We start from the raw sequence: 16908 nt of genomic DNA, 5'->3' as shown, positions 1-16908 counted from the left end.
AGTCGTAGCCCCACACCTCATGGAGCAACTGCTCGCGGGTGAACACACGGCCGGCGTGCTGCACGAGATACTTGAGCAGCTCGAATTCCTTGTAGGTCAGATCGAGCGGCTTCCCGCGCAGTCGGGCGAGGTAGGTCTCCTCGTCGATCACGAGCTCGCCGAGCTGTAGCAGCGTCTTCTCCACCTCCGCGCTCGCGGAGCGGGAGGCGAGGAGGCGGAGGCGGGCATCGAGCTCCGCCGGGCCGATCGAGGGCAGCAGCAGCTCGATGATCCCCCACTCCGCATTGACCGCGACGAGCCCGCCCTCGGAGACCAGCGCGACCACCGGCGCTTCGACGGCGCCGGAGAGAAGGCGGCACAGGGTCCGCGCGGCGGCAAGCTCGGCGCGCGCGTCGACGATCACTGCTTCGGCGTCTGCCGCGGCGCTCACGGCGGCTGCCGTGGCCGGAGCGACGGTGACCTTGTGGGCGAGCAGGCCGAGCGAGGGCACCGCGTCTTCGACTCCATCGTGCGAGAGGAGAAGTACGTCCATTCTCGGCCTCCTCGATCGCCCGGGCGCGCCGACGCTGCCCTGTCGCGGGCGTCGGCTCTACATATGGTTGGCGAGTATATACGCTTGCCCACACACTCCCCGCCGGTGGCGCCCGCGCTCACGCCGGCCGCCGCACGGGCGGCTGAGGACGGCAGAGGACGGCATCGGACGGCAGAGGAAGGCTCGGGCCAGCTATGACACCCCGCACAGCACCGCGCACCCGGCGCCTCGCGCGCCGCGCGGGCTACGGGGCACTCCTCGTGGTGACGACGATTTTCGCCGTCGCCGTCGCCGGCCTCGTCGTCGCCGGCAGCCATCAGGCGACCCTGGCCTCCGCGATCCGCCCGGGCGGCGATCCCCGACCACCGGCCTCCGTCCTGGGGAGCCCTGCATGGACCCTCTCGACCTCCTCCGTCCGCGAATGGTCCGGGGTCAAGATCACCGTTCCGGAAGTGCCTGTGGCGATCTCGGGAGCCGGCGCAGCGGGCGGCGACCCACGGCCCGCGACGACAGCGACCGTGCACCTCACCGCAGACTCCCTCGAGTTCGACGCCGGTGGCGAGGGCGAGAGAGGCGGAAAGACGGTCGTGGCCCGCGGCGGAAGCGTCTCCCTGGAATTCGGATCACAGGAGTTGGGTACCCCGTTCGGCCTCTGCGCCGCGCACCTCACGGCGTTCGAGAACGGCAGCCTCGTCGGGGGCGCGGAGCCCAGGGCGCGCATCGGCGGGCGAATCCTCCGCCCGGAGCTCGCGGGCGATCCCGCCGCCGCCACGAAGGCCGGCGCCTGCGGCGACGAGGACGCGGCGTTCGAAGTAGGGCTGCGGTCCGGGGAGGGCTCGGCCTCCGCCGTCATCGACGGGGTAGACGGTTCCCTTGCCGGGCGCGGCCAGACGAGCACCGAGGACGGGCAGGGCGCCCCCGGCTCGCCGTCGTCGCTGGTGGGCCACGGCGTGGGATTCGGATCGCGGTCGATTCCACTCGGACTCCCGCCCACCGGCATCGAGGCGAGGGCGCACACGATCGTGGTGAGCGCCCGGTTCGACGAGGTCGAGTTCGCGCCCGCGGACCTCGCCGCGTCGCTCGCCGTCGCGCTCGACGGGACGAACGCTTCCGGCGGCGGTGCCACCGGCGCGGGCGACACAGGCGGGGACCACGGCTGATCCCGGCCGGTTCACGGGGCTAAGCTGGCAGCCATGCCACGATCTGACGTCCTAGTGACAACCGCGTGGATGGCCGAGAACCTCGACACCCCGGGAATCCGCGTGGTCGAGGTGGACGAGGACGCCGAAGCATACGGCGCGCTCGGCCACATCCCCGGCGCCGTCGCGCTCGATTGGCGGACCGACCTCCAATCGTCCGATTCGCGGGACATCGTCGGGCCCGAGGAATTCGCCGCGCTGCTCTCGGCCCGCGGCATCTCCCCCGGCGACACGGTCGTGTTCTACGGCGGCAACCACAACTGGTTCGCGGCGTTCGGCTACTGGCTGTTCCGCTACTACGGGCACGCCGACTTGCGGATGCTCGACGGCGGACGGATGCGCTGGGAGATGGAGGGCCACCCGTTCGTCGGGGAGGTCCCTGAGCCCGAGGCGAGCGTTTACCCCGTGCCCGAGCCCGTCGCGACTGTCCGCGCGCTGCGCGAGGACGTGCTCTCCGGGCTCGGGGAGGACGTGCTCATCGACGTCCGCAGCGTCGACGAGTTCACCGGGCGACTCCTCGCCCCGCCGCACCTCCCCCAGGAGGGTGGGCAGCAGCGCGGGCATATACCCGGAGCCCTGTCGATCCCGTGGAACCGCGCGGTGGCGCGCGACGGCACCTTCCGGGACGACGAGGAACTGCGAAGGACATACGCGAAGGCGCTGCTCGCGGCCGAGGACGGCGCGCGGATCGTTTCTTACTGTCGGATCGGGGAGCGCTCCTCGCACACGTGGTTCGTACTCCACGAGATCCTCGGCGTCGACGCCGTCGCGAACTACGACGGGAGCTGGGTCGAGTACGGATCCCTCATCGGCGTTCCTGTGGAACGCTGAGCATGAGATAGGATCGATCCCATGGTCCTGTTTTTCGAGATTCTGCTGGTACTGGCGATCGTCGTGATCACGCTGGTGTCCGTCTACATCATTTACCGCACGCTCAACGACGAGTCCTAGGGAACACGTGAGCAACGACGAGACCCCGAAGCCGGACGAGCCCGTCGCCGCGAACGAGCCCGCTCAGTCGCGGGCCCCGAAGAAGGTCGGTGCCTCGGGCAACGAGGCGGTCGAGAAGGCCGCCGAGCGCGCCCGGGTGACGGCCGACCGGAACGTGACCCCCTTCGGTGAACTCCCCATCGCTCGCGATACCGCGAACCTGCGCGAGGGCCCGGATCTGCATCCCGGCCTTCTCGCGCTCCTGCCGCTCGTCGGCGTCTGGGAGGGCGAGGGCGAGGCGGACACGAAGACCCACGGCGAGCACCGCTTCGGCCAGCAGATCATCGTCACGCACGACGGCGAGAACTACCTCAGCTGGTCTTCGCGTTCGTGGACGATCGGCGAGGACGGCGCGGCCGATATCCCGGCTTACCGCGAGAGCGGCTTCTGGCGCATCTCGAACGACGACGAGATCGAGTTCCTCATCGTCCACGCCTCCGGCGTGATCGAGGCGTACTACGGCAAGCCGCTCAACCAGTCCTCGTGGCGAGTCTCGACCGACGCCACGATGTCGACACCCACCGGCCCCGAGCTCGGCGGCGCAATCCGCCTCTACGGGCTCGTCGAGAACGGCGATCTCGGCTGGGTCGAGGAGCGCGTGCATCCCGAGAAGGGTCGCGTGCCCACCCTCTCCGCGCGTCTCCACCGGCTCGCCGGCTAGTCCGGTCCCGCCGGCTCGAAACCCCGTCCCGAGGAACCCCCGCAGTGGGCCACCGCACCCGCGTCGTCTGGCGCGCGCGATCGCTCGCCGCGGGGGTTCTCGCGTCTGCGGGCGCAGGCACATCCCCCGCCTTCGGATCTGGTCCTGCCCCTGATCACGGCGCCGATCCCTCCGCCGCGCCGCGCGTCTCCCCCGCGCGCACGTCCGCCGTCTTCTCTGCACTCTTCGCCGGCTCCGAGTCCGCCTCGTTCTGGCTCGACAGCGCCGCCCCGCACCCGACGCTCGGGCGCCTCTCCGTGCTCGGCGATACCGAGGGGCCGTTCGGCGCAGTGCACGAGTTTTGCCGATCGGCAGGCAAGGGTGGTGTCGAGGGAGCGTTCTCTGCCGGTGGCGGAGGCATCGACGAAGGTACGGAGTTCTGGCCCCGACTCCGCGAGCTGCTCTCCTCCTCCGAGAGGCCCATCACCTCTGACGACGGAGGAGCCGCGCCCGCCCTACCTTCCGGTTTCGAGCCGGGCCTCGTCGTCGCGCTGGGCTACGAGCTCGGGGCCCCCGGCGCCCCGCCCACCGATGATCAAGCTCCGGCCGGCAACAGCGCACTCGCGGGCGTCCCAGACGCGATCGCTCTCGTTCCCTCCCGCCTCGTGGTCGTCGACCACTACACCGGGGAGGCCGTCGCGCTCTGTGCCGATGTCGAAGCGGCTGGCGCCGACAGCGCCCCCGAGGCCCTCACCGATACTGCTGCTGCCCCGACCGGCTCCGCAGCCACGGAGTGGCTCGCCCTCGCCGCGCGCGCGTGGGCCGAGGCCGACGGCGCCGCAGGTACCCTGCGCCGCGACGTCACCACCGACGGCGATGCCCCGCGCGCATCCGGCCAGACCGGCGGGACCTTCCGGCTGCGCCACTCGGAGGAGGAGTACCTCTGGGCGATCTCCGCGATCAAGGACGCGATCGCCCACGGCGAGGCCTACGAGGTGTGCCTGACGAATTCCGCCCACGGACCGGCGCCGACCGACGCGCTCGGGGCGTATGGGCGCCTCCGCCGTCATTCCCCTGCTCCCTTCGCCGCGTTCCTCCGCGCCAGCGGGGAGCAAGAGCAGCGCAGCTGGGCTCTCCTCGGGGCCTCCCCGGAGCGATTCCTCCGCGTCGACGCTGGCGGCGGAGTGGAGACGCGGCCGATCAAGGGGACGCGGCCGCGCGGCACGGACCCGGAGGCGGACGCCGCCCTGCGCGACGAGCTCGCGGGGAACGCGAAGGATCGAGCGGAGAACCTCATGATCGTCGACTTGCTGCGAAACGACCTCGGCCGCGTGTGCGCACCGGGCACGATCGGCGTTCCGCAGCTCTGCGCGGTCGAGACGTACGCGCACGTCCACCAGCTCGTGAGCGCGGTCGAGGGGTTGCTTGCGCCCGGCCGAGACGCCGTCGACGCCCTCGCGGCGACCTTTCCCGGCGGTTCGATGACCGGCGCGCCCAAGCGTCGCGCCATGGACCTGTGCGCCGAACTCGAGGGGGCGCCGCGCGGCCTCTACTCCGGCGCAGTCGGCTGGCTGGGGGCCTCGGGGACGGCGGATCTCGCGATCACGATCCGCAGCGCCGTCGTCTGCGGCGGGCGCGCGAGCATCGGCATCGGCGGCGCGATCCTCGCCGATTCCGATCCGGCGGCGGAGTTCGCGGAGACGATGGTCAAGCTGCGCCCCGTGCTCGATGCGCTCGGCGGCGAGTTCGAGGGCCAGGGCTGATCGAATTCCAGGCGCCTGGTCGAGGCGCCCGGCACGTGCTCCCGGCCCAGGCGCCTACGCCCCGCCGAGCCGCTCCCCCGGCCAACCCTTGTAGCCGACGGCCTCGGCGACGAGCACGCCGACGTCGAGCCCCGGGACCCGGCCCCCGATCTCGTGGGTGTCGATCCGGTGGACGCGCGCCGCGAGCGTGATCGAGGACAGAAACCACACCGAATCGGCGGCGTAGAGATCGGAGATGAGCAGGTGCTCGCGCCGCACGGGGATTCCCTGGCTTTCGGCGTACTGGGCGAGCGCGCCGAGGGTCGTGCCCTCGAGGATCCCGATCCCCGCCGGAGGGCTGAGCAGCGCTCCCTCCCGCACCGCGACGATCGTCGAGCGAGGCCCCTCGAGGACCTCGCCCTCCGAGGAGACGAACACGACGTCGTCGAAGCCCGCCGACGCCGCGTGGCGCAGCGCCGCCATATTCGTCGCGTAGGAGAGCGTCTTCGCGCCGAGGAGCTGCCACGGCGCCGAGTCCGCGAGGTCCACGGAGAAGCCGCGCTGCTGGATCTGCACGGCGATGCCCTCGCGGCGGACGGTCGGCAGGTGCGGGTTCGCGGCGGCGACGGTGATGTACGCCGTCGCATCCTCCGCCCTGCCCGGCTCGTGCTCGGGGCCCCGCGAGAGGACGAGGCGCAGGAGCGCATCGGGTGCGGCATCCGCACGGCCGCCATGCGCCTCCACCCATGCCTGCTCCGCGAGCGCGATGGCCTCGTTCCACGTCTGCTCGCCGGGGCCCTGGATCTCGAGCAGCCGCGCCGAGCGCCCGAGCCGCGCGATGTGGCGCAACGGCTTGAGCGCCCTGCCCCTGTGCAGCAGCAGCGAATCGAAGGCGCCATCGCCGCGCACCGCTGCGAGGTCATCGGCGAGGAGCAGCGGCGCGTCCGGATCCACGACCCGCGGCTCCGCGAGACCTCCACCCGCGACATGCACCACCACCCTGCGGTGGTCCGCGGCCGTGCGATCGGGGGCAGCATCCGGAGAGTTCGTCATGCCCTCCACGGTAGCTAGAATCGGGGACGTGAGTACCTCAGACGAGGGGCGGGCCCTACCGGGCGACCGGGAGCCCCACCCGTCCAACGATGCCCTCGCCGGCGATACCGGCGCAGCCCCCGAACCGGCCGCAGCGGCCGTGCCGCCGCCCTCGCTCGCGGCCCCAGGCGCGGTACCCGATCCCCAAGGCGCCACGGCTCTCCACTTCGGCGATCCCTTCGCCGAGCAGCGCGCGGCCGCCCGGGATTCGGCGCTCGTCGACCGCTCCGACCGCGAGTTCATCGAGATCACCGGGCCGGAGCGCCTCACGTGGCTCGAAGGGTTCATCAGCCAGCACGTCACCGAGCTGAGCCCCGGGCAGTCCACCGAGAGCCTCGTCCTCGATGCCAACGGCCGCGTCGAGCACCATTTCGGGGTCACCGCAACGGAGGACGCGCTCCTCCTCGACACGCCCGCCGGCGCAGCCGAAGCTCTGTTCGCGTTCCTCGATCGCATGGTCTTCTGGGCCGAGGTCACCCCACGCCTCGCCCCCGAATACGCGCTGCTCACCGTTGTCGGGCCAGATGCGCTGCGCGCGCTCGCCCCTTTGGATGACGGCGCAGAAGGCGCCCGCCCCGGCTGGCTGGTCGCCCGCCGGGCGCAGCCGGGGTCCGCCGGGGACAGGGTGGATCTCGTGGTCTCCCGTCCCGAGCTCCGGCGCGCGTGGGACGCCGTGGCGGAATCGGCTTCCGCCGTCATGGGCGCATGGGGGTGGAATGCGCTGCGTGTGGCCGAGCTCCTCCCCTCTGCCGCGGATCTCGACGGCAAGACCATCCCCCACGAAGTGCCGAGCTGGATCGGCGGTGTCGAGTCCGGCGGCGCCGTGCACCTCGACAAGGGCTGCTACCGCGGACAGGAGACGGTCTCGCGCGTGCACAATCTCGGGCGCGCGCCGCGGGCGCTCGTGCGGCTCATGCTCGACGGCACGGCGGACGAGCTGCCCGCTCCCGACACCGAGGTCAAGGCCGGTGCGCGGACCGTGGGCCGCCTCGGCACGGCCGTCCAGCACTTCGAGCTCGGGCCCATCGCGCTCGCTCTGGTCAAGCGCAATGTGGGCGCCGATATCGAGCTCACGGTCGGCGATGCCGCCGCCTCGATCGATCCCGATTCCCTGCCCGACGACTCCGGCCCGCAGGCCGGCCGTGAGGCGATCGACAGGCTCAGGAAGGGCTGAGCAGGCCACGGCGCCCGTCCGCCGGATCGGCGAGCGGGCGGGCGAAAAACCCCAGTATGCGGCGTGTTCCGCCGAAAGAACGACCTTCTTATTCCCGCGGTCCCCCCGCCGCACGACCCGGCGTTTCGCCGAATGCCGAGCACATGCCCGGTACGGGGTGGGCCGCCGGGACTTTTGTTGCGTAATTGGCTATCCTGTTCCCAGGCAAATACACACATTCATGCAATGGGCACCCCCGAGGTGGCCCAGCACCAGTTTCCGAGGGGGTCAGGCTAATGGGCCGAGGCCGCGCAAAGGCAAAGCAGACCAAGGTCGCTCGCGAGCTCAAGTACAACACTCCGAGCACGGACTTAGAACGGCTGCAACGTGAGCTGGCGGGGGAAAAGCCCGCCCACGACCCCATCCACGACGAGGCCGCCTGGGACGAGTACGACGACGGATACGCCCAGCGCTAGTACCGCTCGAGGCCCGTCGGCACCGCCGCCTATCTCCGGGTCGTCGTAGGTAGGCGGCCGGTTCGTCTCACCGCACGACCTGACACCTCCCCTGTGCCCCGGCCGCGATCTTGCGGCCAGGGGCGAGGCGGAGGTGCCCGTCGTCCGCGCACGGTGCGCATCGCGCGGCCGGTGGGAAAGCCAGATGCACGAAGCGGGCGGACCGACTCGATCGGTCCGCCCGCTTCGTTGCCGGTTCTGGGGTACCAGTAGTGCCCGAGGCTCCTAGAACTAGAACGCCGAGTGCGAGCCGAAGACCTCGACGAGAGTCTCGGGCCCGTCGGCCTCGGCCTTCTCCACCGTGCCCATGACGAAGTTGTCGAGGTGCCGCGCGGTGAGAATCGCCTGCGCCCGGTCGACGTCCTCGGGGGCCACCACGGCGACCATGCCGACGCCCATGTTGAAGGTCCGCTCCATCTCGGCGACCTCGACGCGGCCGTGCTGCTGCACCATGCCGAACACCGCCGGGACCTTCCAACTCGCGCGGTCGATCTTCGCGGTGAGGCCCTTGGGGATCACCCGGCCGAGGTTCTCCGCGAGCCCGCCGCCGGTCACGTGGCAGAAGACTCGCACATCGGTCTCGGCGATGAGCGACAGGCAGTCGAGCGAGTAGATGCGCGTCGGCTCGAGCAGCTCCTCGCCGAGCGAGCGGCCGAATTCCTCGACGTGCCCTTCGAGCGGGAGGCGCGCGATGTCGAGCAGCACGTGGCGGGCGAGCGAGTAGCCGTTGGAGTGCATGCCGGAGGACTCCATGCCGATGAGCACGTCGCCGGGCCGCACGCGGTCGGCGCCCAGCACCTCGTCCGCCTCGACGACTCCGACGCCGGTGCCCGAGATGTCGTACTCCCCCGGCGCCATGAGGCCAGGGTGCTCTGCGGTCTCGCCGCCGAGCAGCGCGCATCCGGCGCGGACGCAGCCCTCCGCGATGCCCTCGACGATCTTCGCCACGTGCTCGGGGACGACCTTGCCGATGGCGATGTAGTCCTGCATGAACAGCGGCTCCGCGCCGCAGACCACGAGATCGTCGACGACCATCGCGACGAGGTCGATGCCCACCGTGTCGTGGATGTCCATCGCCTGCGCGATCGCGATCTTCGTGCCGACCCCGTCGGTCGAGGAGGCGAGGAGCGGCTGGCGGTAGTTGTTCTTGAGCGCGAAGAGGCCGGCGAAGCCGCCGAGCCCGCCGGTGACCTCTGGTCGCGTCGCGCGCTTCGCGTGCGGGGCGAACAGCTCGACGGCCCGCTCGCCGGCGTCGATATCGACTCCGGCCGCCGCGTAGGAGGCGCCAGTGCTGGGCTTGTCGGTCATCTCGGCATCGATCCCTTGCTCGTCTTTTCCATGTCCCGAATCCGGGTCGAACTCTCGGTCGAACTTTCGGTCGAACTCTCGCTCAAATCTACCGTGCCGCCCCCGTGGGCCCGCGTAAAGGCCGACCGGCATCCCGGCCGAATGACGGCGGACCTCCGCGCCACCCCGTCTACGTGCTGGAGACGGATTCCGGCGAGGAGCCGGCGACGTCGGCTCCGGACTGCCCGGAGGACCGCGCATCGACCACGGTCTCGAGCTGGATCGGCGTTCCACAGGACTTCACGCCCCGGTACCGCTCGTCGTCGAGCGGAACCGGGTACTGGCCGTCGAAGCATGCCGCGCACAGCGAATCCGAGCTCTGCCCGGTGGCGCGGACCATGCCGTCAACGGAGATGTACCCGAGGCTGTCCGCGCCGATGGCGCGGCGCACGGCCTCGAGCACCTCGGCCTCGGACTCGGCGCCGTTGGCGATGAGCTCGGCGGGCGAGGCGAAGTCGATGCCGTAGAAGCATGGCCACCGCACGGGCGGCGAGGCAATGCGCACGTGGACCTCGCTCGCCCCGGCCTCGTGGAGCATGCGGATCAGCGCGCGCTGGGTGTTGCCGCGGACGATCGAATCGTCGACCACGACGAGACGCTTACCGCGGATCACCTCGCGCAGCGGATTGAGCTTGAGCCGGATGCCGAGCTGCCGGATGGTCTGCGAGGGCTGGATGAAGGTGCGGCCGACGTAGGCGTTCTTCGTGAGCCCCTGCGCGAACGGAATCCCCGACTCCTGGGCGAAGCCGACCGCGGCGGGGGTGCCGGATTCCGGCACGGGGATCACGAGATCGCCATCCGCGGGGAACTCGCGGGCGAGCGAGCGCCCGATCTCCTGCCGCGCCGAGTGGACGAGGGTATCTGAGAGAACCGAGTCGGGACGCGCGAGGTAGACGTACTCGAAAACGCAGCGCTTGGGCTTCGACTCCGCGAAACGCCTGGTCCGCACACCCTTCTCGTCGATCGCGATGAGCTCGCCCGGCTCGATCTCGCGGACGAACGACGCGCCGACGATATCGAGCGCGCAGGTCTCGGAGGCGAGGACCCAGCCGCGCTCGAGGCGGCCGAGGACAAGCGGACGCACGCCGTAGCGGTCGCGCGCGGCGTAGAGCGTCTGCTCGTCGGAGAAGGTCAGCGAGAACGCGCCCTCGACCTGCGGGAGCAGCTGCGCGGCGGCCTCCTCGATGGTGAGGTCCGCGGCGAGGTGCGCGAGCAGGGTCGCGAGGATGTCCGAATCGGAGTGCGTGCCGCCGCGCTGGTATCCGGGGATCCCCAGCTCGACCGCGCGCTCGGTGAGCGCGTCGTGGTTGGTGAGGTTGCCGTTGTGCCCGAGCGCGAGCACGTTGCCCGCGGCGGTCGTGCGGAACATCGGCTGCGCGTTCTCCCACACGGTCGAGCCGGTGGTCGAGTACCGGGTGTGGCCGACGGAGACGTGGCCTGTCATCGCCTCGAGGGTCTTCTCGTCGAATACCTGGCTCACGAGGCCGAGGTCCTTGTAGACGAGCACCTGCTCGCCGTCGCCGACCGCGATGCCCGCTGCCTCCTGGCCGCGGTGCTGCAGCGCGAAGAGCCCGTAGTAGGAGAGTTTCGCGACGTCCTCGCCCGGCGCCCAGACGCCAAAGACACCGCACTCCTCGATGGGTCCGAGACGCTCGGGCCGCAGCGGAAGGCCCGCCGGCCCGGGCACGGACGGATCGGGGAGACCGAGGGACCGTGGCGCGCTCCGGGGAACGCTTCTGCTGCTACGAACGGACGACTTGCGTGGTTCGACCACTGGCCGGAACTCCCATCAGTGCGAAAGGCCGCAGGCACGTGGAGAGGAAACGTGCTCGCGGATCTTGTCCGGGCGCGGGAAAGAGAGGCAACACCGCCTTCGGAGGGCGACAGCCGATCCCCTCACGCCGCGCCATTACCTTACGTTTCCCGGTGCGCAATTGGCTATTCACGCGCGCGAGGTGCGGGGTGGGCCGAGGGGTGATCCCCGCAGCTCGCTCCACTTCGGTCCCCGCTAGGGGCGCGGGCGGGCGACCGGCAGGGACCGCGCCACCTCGCCGGCGCGGACGCCGGAGAGATCGAGGAGGTTCGCCGTCACTGCTGCTTCCCAGGACAGCTCGCCCGTGGCGAGCAGAAGCCACGTGCCGGGGTCGGTCTCGACGACGTTCGGCGGGGTGCCGCGCGTGTGGCGCGGCCCCTCGACGCATTGCACGGCGCCGAAGGGCGGGACGCGGACCTCGACAGAGTGCCCGGGGGCTTCTCCCGCGAGGAAGGCGAGCGTGCCGCGCACCGCGGCGGCGACGGCAGCGCGGTGGGGGCCCGGCGTCTCGGTGCCCGGTGTGGGGCTGCCTGGCGCCGCCGCGGCCTCACCGCTTTCCGCCTGACGGCGCAGGTCCGCGACCTCGCGGAGCCAGGGCTCCGCATCCCGCAGCGCCGCGAGCACCTCGGCATGCTCCGGCGGCTTCCTCTGCGCGGCCATGCGATCGAGTCCCCGGACGCCTCAGAGCTCGTCGAGCGAGGCGCCCGCCTCGGCTGCGACGGCGGCGGTCTGCGAGCCGAAGTGCGCCGGAAGCGTGCCCTCCCACGCGGCGGAGAGCTCGGAGAGCGGGGCGGTGAACAGGCCCTGGACCTCGAACTCGCCGGAGCCGGTGTCCGTGACCCCGATGCGCGCGTGCGGCAGCCGCTGTGCCGCGAGCATCTGTTGGAAGCGGGGCTCCTCGCCGCGCGGCACGGAGACGACGACGCGGCCGGCGGACTCGGAGAAGAGCCACACGAACGAGTCCTCGCCCTCGGGGAGCACGATCCGAACGCCGCACTCGCCGGCGATCGCCGCCTCGACGAGCGTCTGCGCAAGGCCGCCCTCGGAGACATCGTGCGCCGAGGTGACGAGGCCGTCGCGCGAGCATGCGCCCATGATGCGGGCGAGGGTGGCCTCCCACTCGAGGTCGACCTCAGGGGGGACGCCGCCGAGGTGGTCGTGGGCGACCTGCGCCCAGATGGAGCCGTCGAACTCGTCGCGCACCTCGCCGATCACGTAGATGAGCTCGCCCGGGGTATCGCCGAAGCCGGTGGGGTTGCGGCGCGAGACGTCGTCGAGCACGCCGAGCACGCCGACCACCGGGGTCGGGAGGATCGCCTGGTCGCGAGTCTGGTTGTAGAACGAGACGTTGCCGCCGGTCACCGGGATGCCGAGCTGCGCGCAGCCGTCCGCGAGACCGCGCACGGCCTGCTGGAACTGCCACATGACGGCAGGGTCCTCCGGCGAACCGAAGTTGAGGCAGTTGGTGACGGCGATGGGCTCGGCACCCGTGACGGCAACGTTCCGGTGCGCCTCCGCCAGCGCCAGCTGCGCGCCGCGGTACGGATCGAGCTGCGTGTAGCGGCCCGAGGTGTCGGTGGAGATCGCCACGCCGCGGCCGGTCTCCTCGTCGATGCGGATCACGCCGCCGTCCGCGTGCTCCGCGGCGATGGTGTTGCCGCGGACGTAGCGGTCGTACTGCTCGGTGATGAAGCGGCGGGAGCACAGCGCCGGGGAGGCGAGCATCTCGAGCAGCGTGGAGCGCAGCTCGTCCCCGCTCGCCGGGCGCGCGAGGCCCGCGGTGGTGTTCGCCTGCAGCTCGTCCTGCCATTCGGGGCGCGCGAGCGGGCGGTCGTAGACCGGGCCCTCGTGGGCGACGGTCTTCGGCGGGACGTCGACGACGACCTCGCCCTTGTGCTCGATGACGAGCCGGCCGGTCTCGGTGACCTCGCCGATGTCGGTGGCAAGTACGTCCCACTTGCGGCACACCTCGAAGAACGCCTCGACGTTCTCGGGGGCGACCACGGCGCACATGCGCTCCTGCGATTCGGAAGAGAGGATCTCCGCGGCGGACATCCCCTCCGCGCGGCACGCGACGTTGTCGAGGACGACCCGCATGCCGCCGTCGCCGGCCGCCGCGAGCTCGCTCGTGGCACACGAGAGACCGGCGCCGCCGAGGTCCTGGATGCCCACGACGAGCTCGTCACGGTAGAGGTCGAGGCAACACTCGATGAGCACCTTCTCCGCGAACGGGTCGCCGACCTGCACGCTGGGGAGTTTGCGGGGGGCGCCCTCGGTCTCGTCGAAGGTCTCGGAAGCGAGCACGGAGACGCCGCCGATGCCGTCGAGCCCGGTGCGGGCGCCGAAGAGGATGATCCGGTTGCCGGCGCCCGACGCGAAGGCGAGGTGGAGATCCTCCTCGCGCAGCGCGCCGACACACAGCGCATTGACGAGCGGGTTGCCCTGGTACGAGGCATCGAACACAGTCTCGCCGCCGATGTTCGGCAGGCCGAGGGAGTTGCCGTAGCCGCCGACACCGGCGACCACGCCGCCGACGACGCGCTGGGTATCGGGGTGGTCGATCGCGCCGAAGCGCAGCTGGTCCATGACCGCCACGGGCCGCGCGCCCATCGCCATGATGTCGCGGACGATACCGCCGACGCCTGTAGCGGCGCCCTGGTACGGCTCGATGTAGCTCGGGTGGTTGTGGGATTCCACCTTGAAGGTGACCGCCCAGCCGTCGCCGATGGAGACGACGCCGGCGTTCTCCCCGATGCCGGCGAGCAACCGCTCGCGCATCTCATCGGTGGTGGTTTCGCCGAAGTAGCGCAGGTGCGCCTTCGACGACTTGTAGGAGCAGTGCTCCGACCACATGACCGAGTACATGGCGAGCTCCGCGTCCGTAGGCCTGCGGCCCAGGATCTCGCGGATGCGCTGGTACTCGTCTTCCTTGAGGCCGAGCTCGGCCCAGGGCTGTTCGAGCTCAGGGCTGGCGGCGGCGCTGGCGGTGCTATCGATCGAGTCGCTCACGTCCACAAGCTTAGACGTTCGCTTCCCTAGTCCTGCAGGACGTCGAACCTGAGCCCGCCCTCGCGGACTCTGTCCAGGAGGGCGTCGCCCATCGCGAGCGCGGGGGTCTGCTGCCCGGACACGTCCGGGTTCTCGTCGAACGCGAGACACATGGCGGCCTCGGCGATCATCATCGACGTCTCCGAGTAGCCGGGATCGCCCCCGGACACGGTGGTGACCACCGTGCGCCCGCCGCCCTGCGCGAGGAGCGTGAGGTTGAACGAGGAGCGCGCCCGGCGCAGCACGTCCGGGCCCTCCGCGCCGCGCTGGACCCGGGCCTTGTCGACGTCGCTCGGGCCCTCGTGATGGTGCACACCAGAGCGCTCTCGGCGGTGGCGCTGGAAGGAGTTGCGTGCGGAGTCGAGCGCGCCGAGGAGCATCGGGACCTGCGAGGCCGCGAAGATCGAGCCGACCGCCGCCATGCCCGTCGCGACGGTGGCGAAGTGGTCGACGGCGGCGTAGTTCGAGAACGAGAAATCCGGGCCGTAGGTGTCGAGGTGGGACGCCGTACGGGTCACGACCCTCGGGTCCATCGTGGGCAGCGGCACGAGCCAGCGGCGCAGCACCTCGTCGTAGTGCGGAAGGCCCCGCACGTAGCGGACGCGCCGTCCGAGTGGCGCCCCCTCGAGATGACGGCGCCGTTCCGCGGCATCCCTGGCCTCGCGGGCCCTGCGGTACTGGCCGAATGCGCTGTCGATGGTCCCCTGCGAGAAGCGCGCGTCGACGCTGAGCGCCGCCGTGACCGCGATGCCCACGCCCTCGGGGACGTGCTGCATCGTGTAGTAGACGCCGAGGTCGGCGGGGACGGATTCGAAGCCGCAGGCGTGGACGAGCCGGGCGCCCGTCGACTCCGCGAGCGCATTCTGTTCGAGGAAGACACGGTCGACGAACTCGGTCTCCCCACACAGGTCGACGTAGTCGGTCCCATGGGCGGCGCACAGCGAGACGAGCACGCCACCGCGCTCGAGGTACGGGCCGATCGTGGAGATGATCACGCGAGCGCGTGGGGCGATCTCCGCGACCCGCTCCGGATCCATGACATCGGCGACGAGCAGCTCGGGCGGCGCCGCCTTGGGCGCGGCCCGGCGCAGCCTCTCGGCTGCCGTCTCGAGATCTGCCCGGGTCTGCGCGGCGATGGCCCACCGCGCCTCGGCCGGGAGATGTCCGGAGAGGTAGTTGACGACGAGCGATCCGGTGAAGCCGGTGGCGCCGAACACGACGATGTCGAAGTCCCGCCCGGCGTTGCGCTGGCGGCTGGGCGTCTCCTTGCTCATCTGCTCGATCACCTGCTCCTACCGGCCCGCGGGCCTCCTAGACCCCGACCGCCGCGTCGAGGGCGGAGAGGAAGAGGCCGAGTCCGTCGGTGCTCGGCCCCGTGAGGGGGTCGATGGCGTGCTCGGGGTGCGGCATGAGCCCGACAACGCGGCCGTCGGCGGAGCTGATCCCGGCGATGTCGTTGCTCGAGCCGTTCGAGGCGCCGGCCGCGTAGCGGAACACGACGCGGCCCGAGTCCTCGAGCTCGGCGAGGGTCGCGGCGTCGGCTACGTAGCGCCCCTCCCCCGATTTGAGGGGCACGAGGATCTCGGCACGAGAGTCGAAGCGCGAGCTCCAGGCTGTCGAGGTGTTCTCGACGCGCAGCCACTCGTCTCGGCAGACGAAGTGCATCCGCTCGTTCCTGGCCAGCGCGCCGGGGAGGAGACCGGCCTCGCAGAGGATCTGGAAACCGTTGCAGATGCCCAGCACGGGCATCCCGCCGCGCGCGGACTCCACGACCGTGCCCATCACGGGCGCCATCGCAGCGATCGCTCCGCAGCGCAGGTAGTCCCCGTAGGAGAAGCCGCCGGGAACCACCACGGCATCGACGCCCTTGATATCGGCATCGGCGTGCCACAGCGGGACGGCCTGGGCACCGGCGCGCACGACGGCGCGGGCCGCATCGGCATCGTCGAGGGTCCCGGGGAAGGTGATGACCCCGATCCGGGCGCTCACTTCGCGGCCTCGGCGTGGGTCTCGGCGCCCTCGGGGCGCACGACCTTCCAGTCCTCGATCACGGTGTTGGCGAGGAGACCCTCGGCGATCTCGGCGAGCTCGGAGTCCGAGATGGAGTCGTCGACCTCGAGCTCGAACCGCTTGCCCTGGCGGACATCGGAGATTCCGGCGTGCCCGAGGCGCCCGAGGGCGCGGTGGATGGCCTGGCCCTGGGGATCCAGGATCTCCGGCTTCGGCATTACTTCGACTACGACGCGGGCCATCGACACTCCTCGTGAGGTACGGCGGGAATATGGAGGGTCTGGATCCCGGGTGCGGCACGGCCGCGCGCGGAGGCCGGATTCCCTCCGGTGCTCGGCTTCCGAGTCTAGCCGCTGGCGAGTGGCTACCGGCGAGAGGCCGAGGTGGCGGCTGCGTCCACAACGTCCGCGCTCTTGGCGACCTGTGCCGCATCGCCCACTGCGCGATCGTCCGCTGCCGAGTCGTTGCCCTTACCGTCGCCGTCGTCCGCGCGGTAGGGCTCGTAATGAGTCGGCTTGGCCCCGTGGCCGGAGATGGCCGTGTCGATGGCCTCGAAGAGCGCCGCGCGGGGGTTCGGCCGCTGGAGATGCTTGGCGGCGATGTTGAGGCGGACGAGCCCGCCGACGCCGGCGATGCGTCCGGCAGCAGCGACCATCGCGCGGCACCACAGCGCGTCGGCGACGAATCCCTCGCCGAGCGAGAGCATGCGCCCGCGCGCGAATCCTCCCGTCGCGAGGTCGTGGATGCCGGAGATGTCCGCGCACATCGAGAAGCCCGCGGCGGGCAGCGCCTCCATCGCTCCGGGAGAGGCAACCCAGCGGGGCGGC

The 16908-nt window shown here is 71.2% G+C and carries 15 protein-coding genes and 1 pseudogene; 6 read left to right on the top strand and 10 right to left on the bottom strand.

The features are described 5' to 3' along the window. The coding region (locus V7E05_RS04510) for a winged helix-turn-helix domain-containing protein (protein ID WP_333618475.1) at nucleotides 1–532 on the bottom strand (532 nt) is incomplete at its 3' end. 194 nt (nucleotides 533–726) lie between these two features. Here V7E05_RS04510 and V7E05_RS04505 point away from each other — a divergent pair. The 4 genes from V7E05_RS04505 (at nucleotide 727) to V7E05_RS04490 (ending at nucleotide 5124) form a co-directional block, all read left to right on the top strand. Further along, the gene (locus V7E05_RS04505) at nucleotides 727–1692 is read left to right on the top strand and encodes a hypothetical protein (RefSeq protein ID WP_333618474.1); all 966 of its coding nucleotides are present in this window, start codon (nucleotides 727–729) and stop codon (nucleotides 1690–1692) included. 33 nt (nucleotides 1693–1725) lie between these two features. Continuing rightward, a complete protein-coding gene (locus V7E05_RS04500) occupies nucleotides 1726–2562 on the top strand; it encodes a sulfurtransferase (RefSeq protein WP_333618473.1) in 837 nt (278 codons plus the stop codon). A gap of 127 nt (nucleotides 2563–2689) precedes the next feature. Continuing rightward, nucleotides 2690–3382, top strand: a complete 693-nt coding sequence (locus V7E05_RS04495) for an FABP family protein (RefSeq protein ID WP_442891594.1) — start codon at nucleotides 2690–2692, stop codon at nucleotides 3380–3382. Nucleotides 3383–3426: 44 nt separating this feature from the next. Further along, entirely contained in the window at nucleotides 3427–5124 is a 1698-nt protein-coding gene (locus V7E05_RS04490; RefSeq protein WP_333618472.1) for an anthranilate synthase component I family protein, read from the top strand. A 54-nt stretch (nucleotides 5125–5178) separates the two neighbouring features. On the opposite strand, the gene V7E05_RS04485 is transcribed toward V7E05_RS04490, so the two are convergent. Then, entirely contained in the window at nucleotides 5179–6156 is a 978-nt protein-coding gene (locus V7E05_RS04485) for an aminodeoxychorismate lyase (protein ID WP_333618471.1), read from the bottom strand. Nucleotides 6157–6295: 139 nt separating this feature from the next. Here V7E05_RS04485 and ygfZ point away from each other — a divergent pair, with 139 nt between their 5' ends. Beyond that, a complete protein-coding gene (ygfZ, locus tag V7E05_RS04480; protein WP_442891595.1) occupies nucleotides 6296–7369 on the top strand; it encodes a CAF17-like 4Fe-4S cluster assembly/insertion protein YgfZ in 1074 nt (357 codons plus the stop codon). Between the two features lie 275 nt (nucleotides 7370–7644). Then, nucleotides 7645–7824, top strand: a complete 180-nt coding sequence (locus V7E05_RS04475) for a DUF3073 domain-containing protein (RefSeq protein WP_333618469.1) — start codon at nucleotides 7645–7647, stop codon at nucleotides 7822–7824. A gap of 270 nt (nucleotides 7825–8094) precedes the next feature. Here the strand turns inward: V7E05_RS04475 and purM are convergent, their stop codons facing one another. The 8 genes and pseudogenes from purM to V7E05_RS04435 form a co-directional block, all read right to left on the bottom strand. Then, entirely contained in the window at nucleotides 8095–9171 is a 1077-nt protein-coding gene (purM, locus tag V7E05_RS04470) for a phosphoribosylformylglycinamidine cyclo-ligase (protein WP_333618468.1), read from the bottom strand. A 169-nt stretch (nucleotides 9172–9340) separates the two neighbouring features. Beyond that, a complete protein-coding gene (purF, locus tag V7E05_RS04465) occupies nucleotides 9341–10897 on the bottom strand; it encodes an amidophosphoribosyltransferase (protein WP_333618467.1) in 1557 nt (518 codons plus the stop codon). Between the two features lie 321 nt (nucleotides 10898–11218). Beyond that, the gene (locus V7E05_RS04460; protein WP_333618466.1) at nucleotides 11219–11683 is read right to left on the bottom strand and encodes a sterol carrier family protein; all 465 of its coding nucleotides are present in this window, start codon (nucleotides 11681–11683) and stop codon (nucleotides 11219–11221) included. Between the two features lie 21 nt (nucleotides 11684–11704). Continuing rightward, on the bottom strand, nucleotides 11705–14032 hold the full coding sequence (gene purL / locus V7E05_RS04455; protein WP_333618465.1) for a phosphoribosylformylglycinamidine synthase subunit PurL: 2328 nt from the start codon (nucleotides 14030–14032) through the stop codon (nucleotides 11705–11707). A 26-nt stretch (nucleotides 14033–14058) separates the two neighbouring features. Beyond that, on the bottom strand, nucleotides 14059–15357 hold the full coding sequence (locus V7E05_RS04450) for a saccharopine dehydrogenase family protein (protein WP_333618464.1): 1299 nt from the start codon (nucleotides 15355–15357) through the stop codon (nucleotides 14059–14061). Between the two features lie 25 nt (nucleotides 15358–15382). Then, nucleotides 15383–16060 carry a phosphoribosylformylglycinamidine synthase subunit PurQ gene (purQ, locus tag V7E05_RS04445; protein ID WP_333618463.1) on the bottom strand — a complete coding sequence of 226 codons (678 nt, stop codon included), beginning with the start codon at nucleotides 16058–16060 and terminating at the stop codon, nucleotides 15383–15385. Then, nucleotides 16057–16323 carry a phosphoribosylformylglycinamidine synthase subunit PurS gene (gene purS, locus V7E05_RS04440; protein ID WP_333618462.1) on the bottom strand — a complete coding sequence of 89 codons (267 nt, stop codon included), beginning with the start codon at nucleotides 16321–16323 and terminating at the stop codon, nucleotides 16057–16059. Before purS ends, purQ begins: the two co-directional genes overlap by 4 nt. A gap of 122 nt (nucleotides 16324–16445) precedes the next feature. Next, nucleotides 16446–16908, bottom strand: a pseudogene (locus V7E05_RS04435) (hypothetical protein); the annotation flags it as partial.

It is taken from the genome of Dietzia sp., from assembly GCF_036741115.1.
Lineage (GTDB): Bacteria > Actinomycetota > Actinomycetes > Mycobacteriales > Mycobacteriaceae > Dietzia.
Note: the sequence above shows the minus strand (reverse complement) of the source record. Positions and strands in the feature narration are given on the sequence as shown.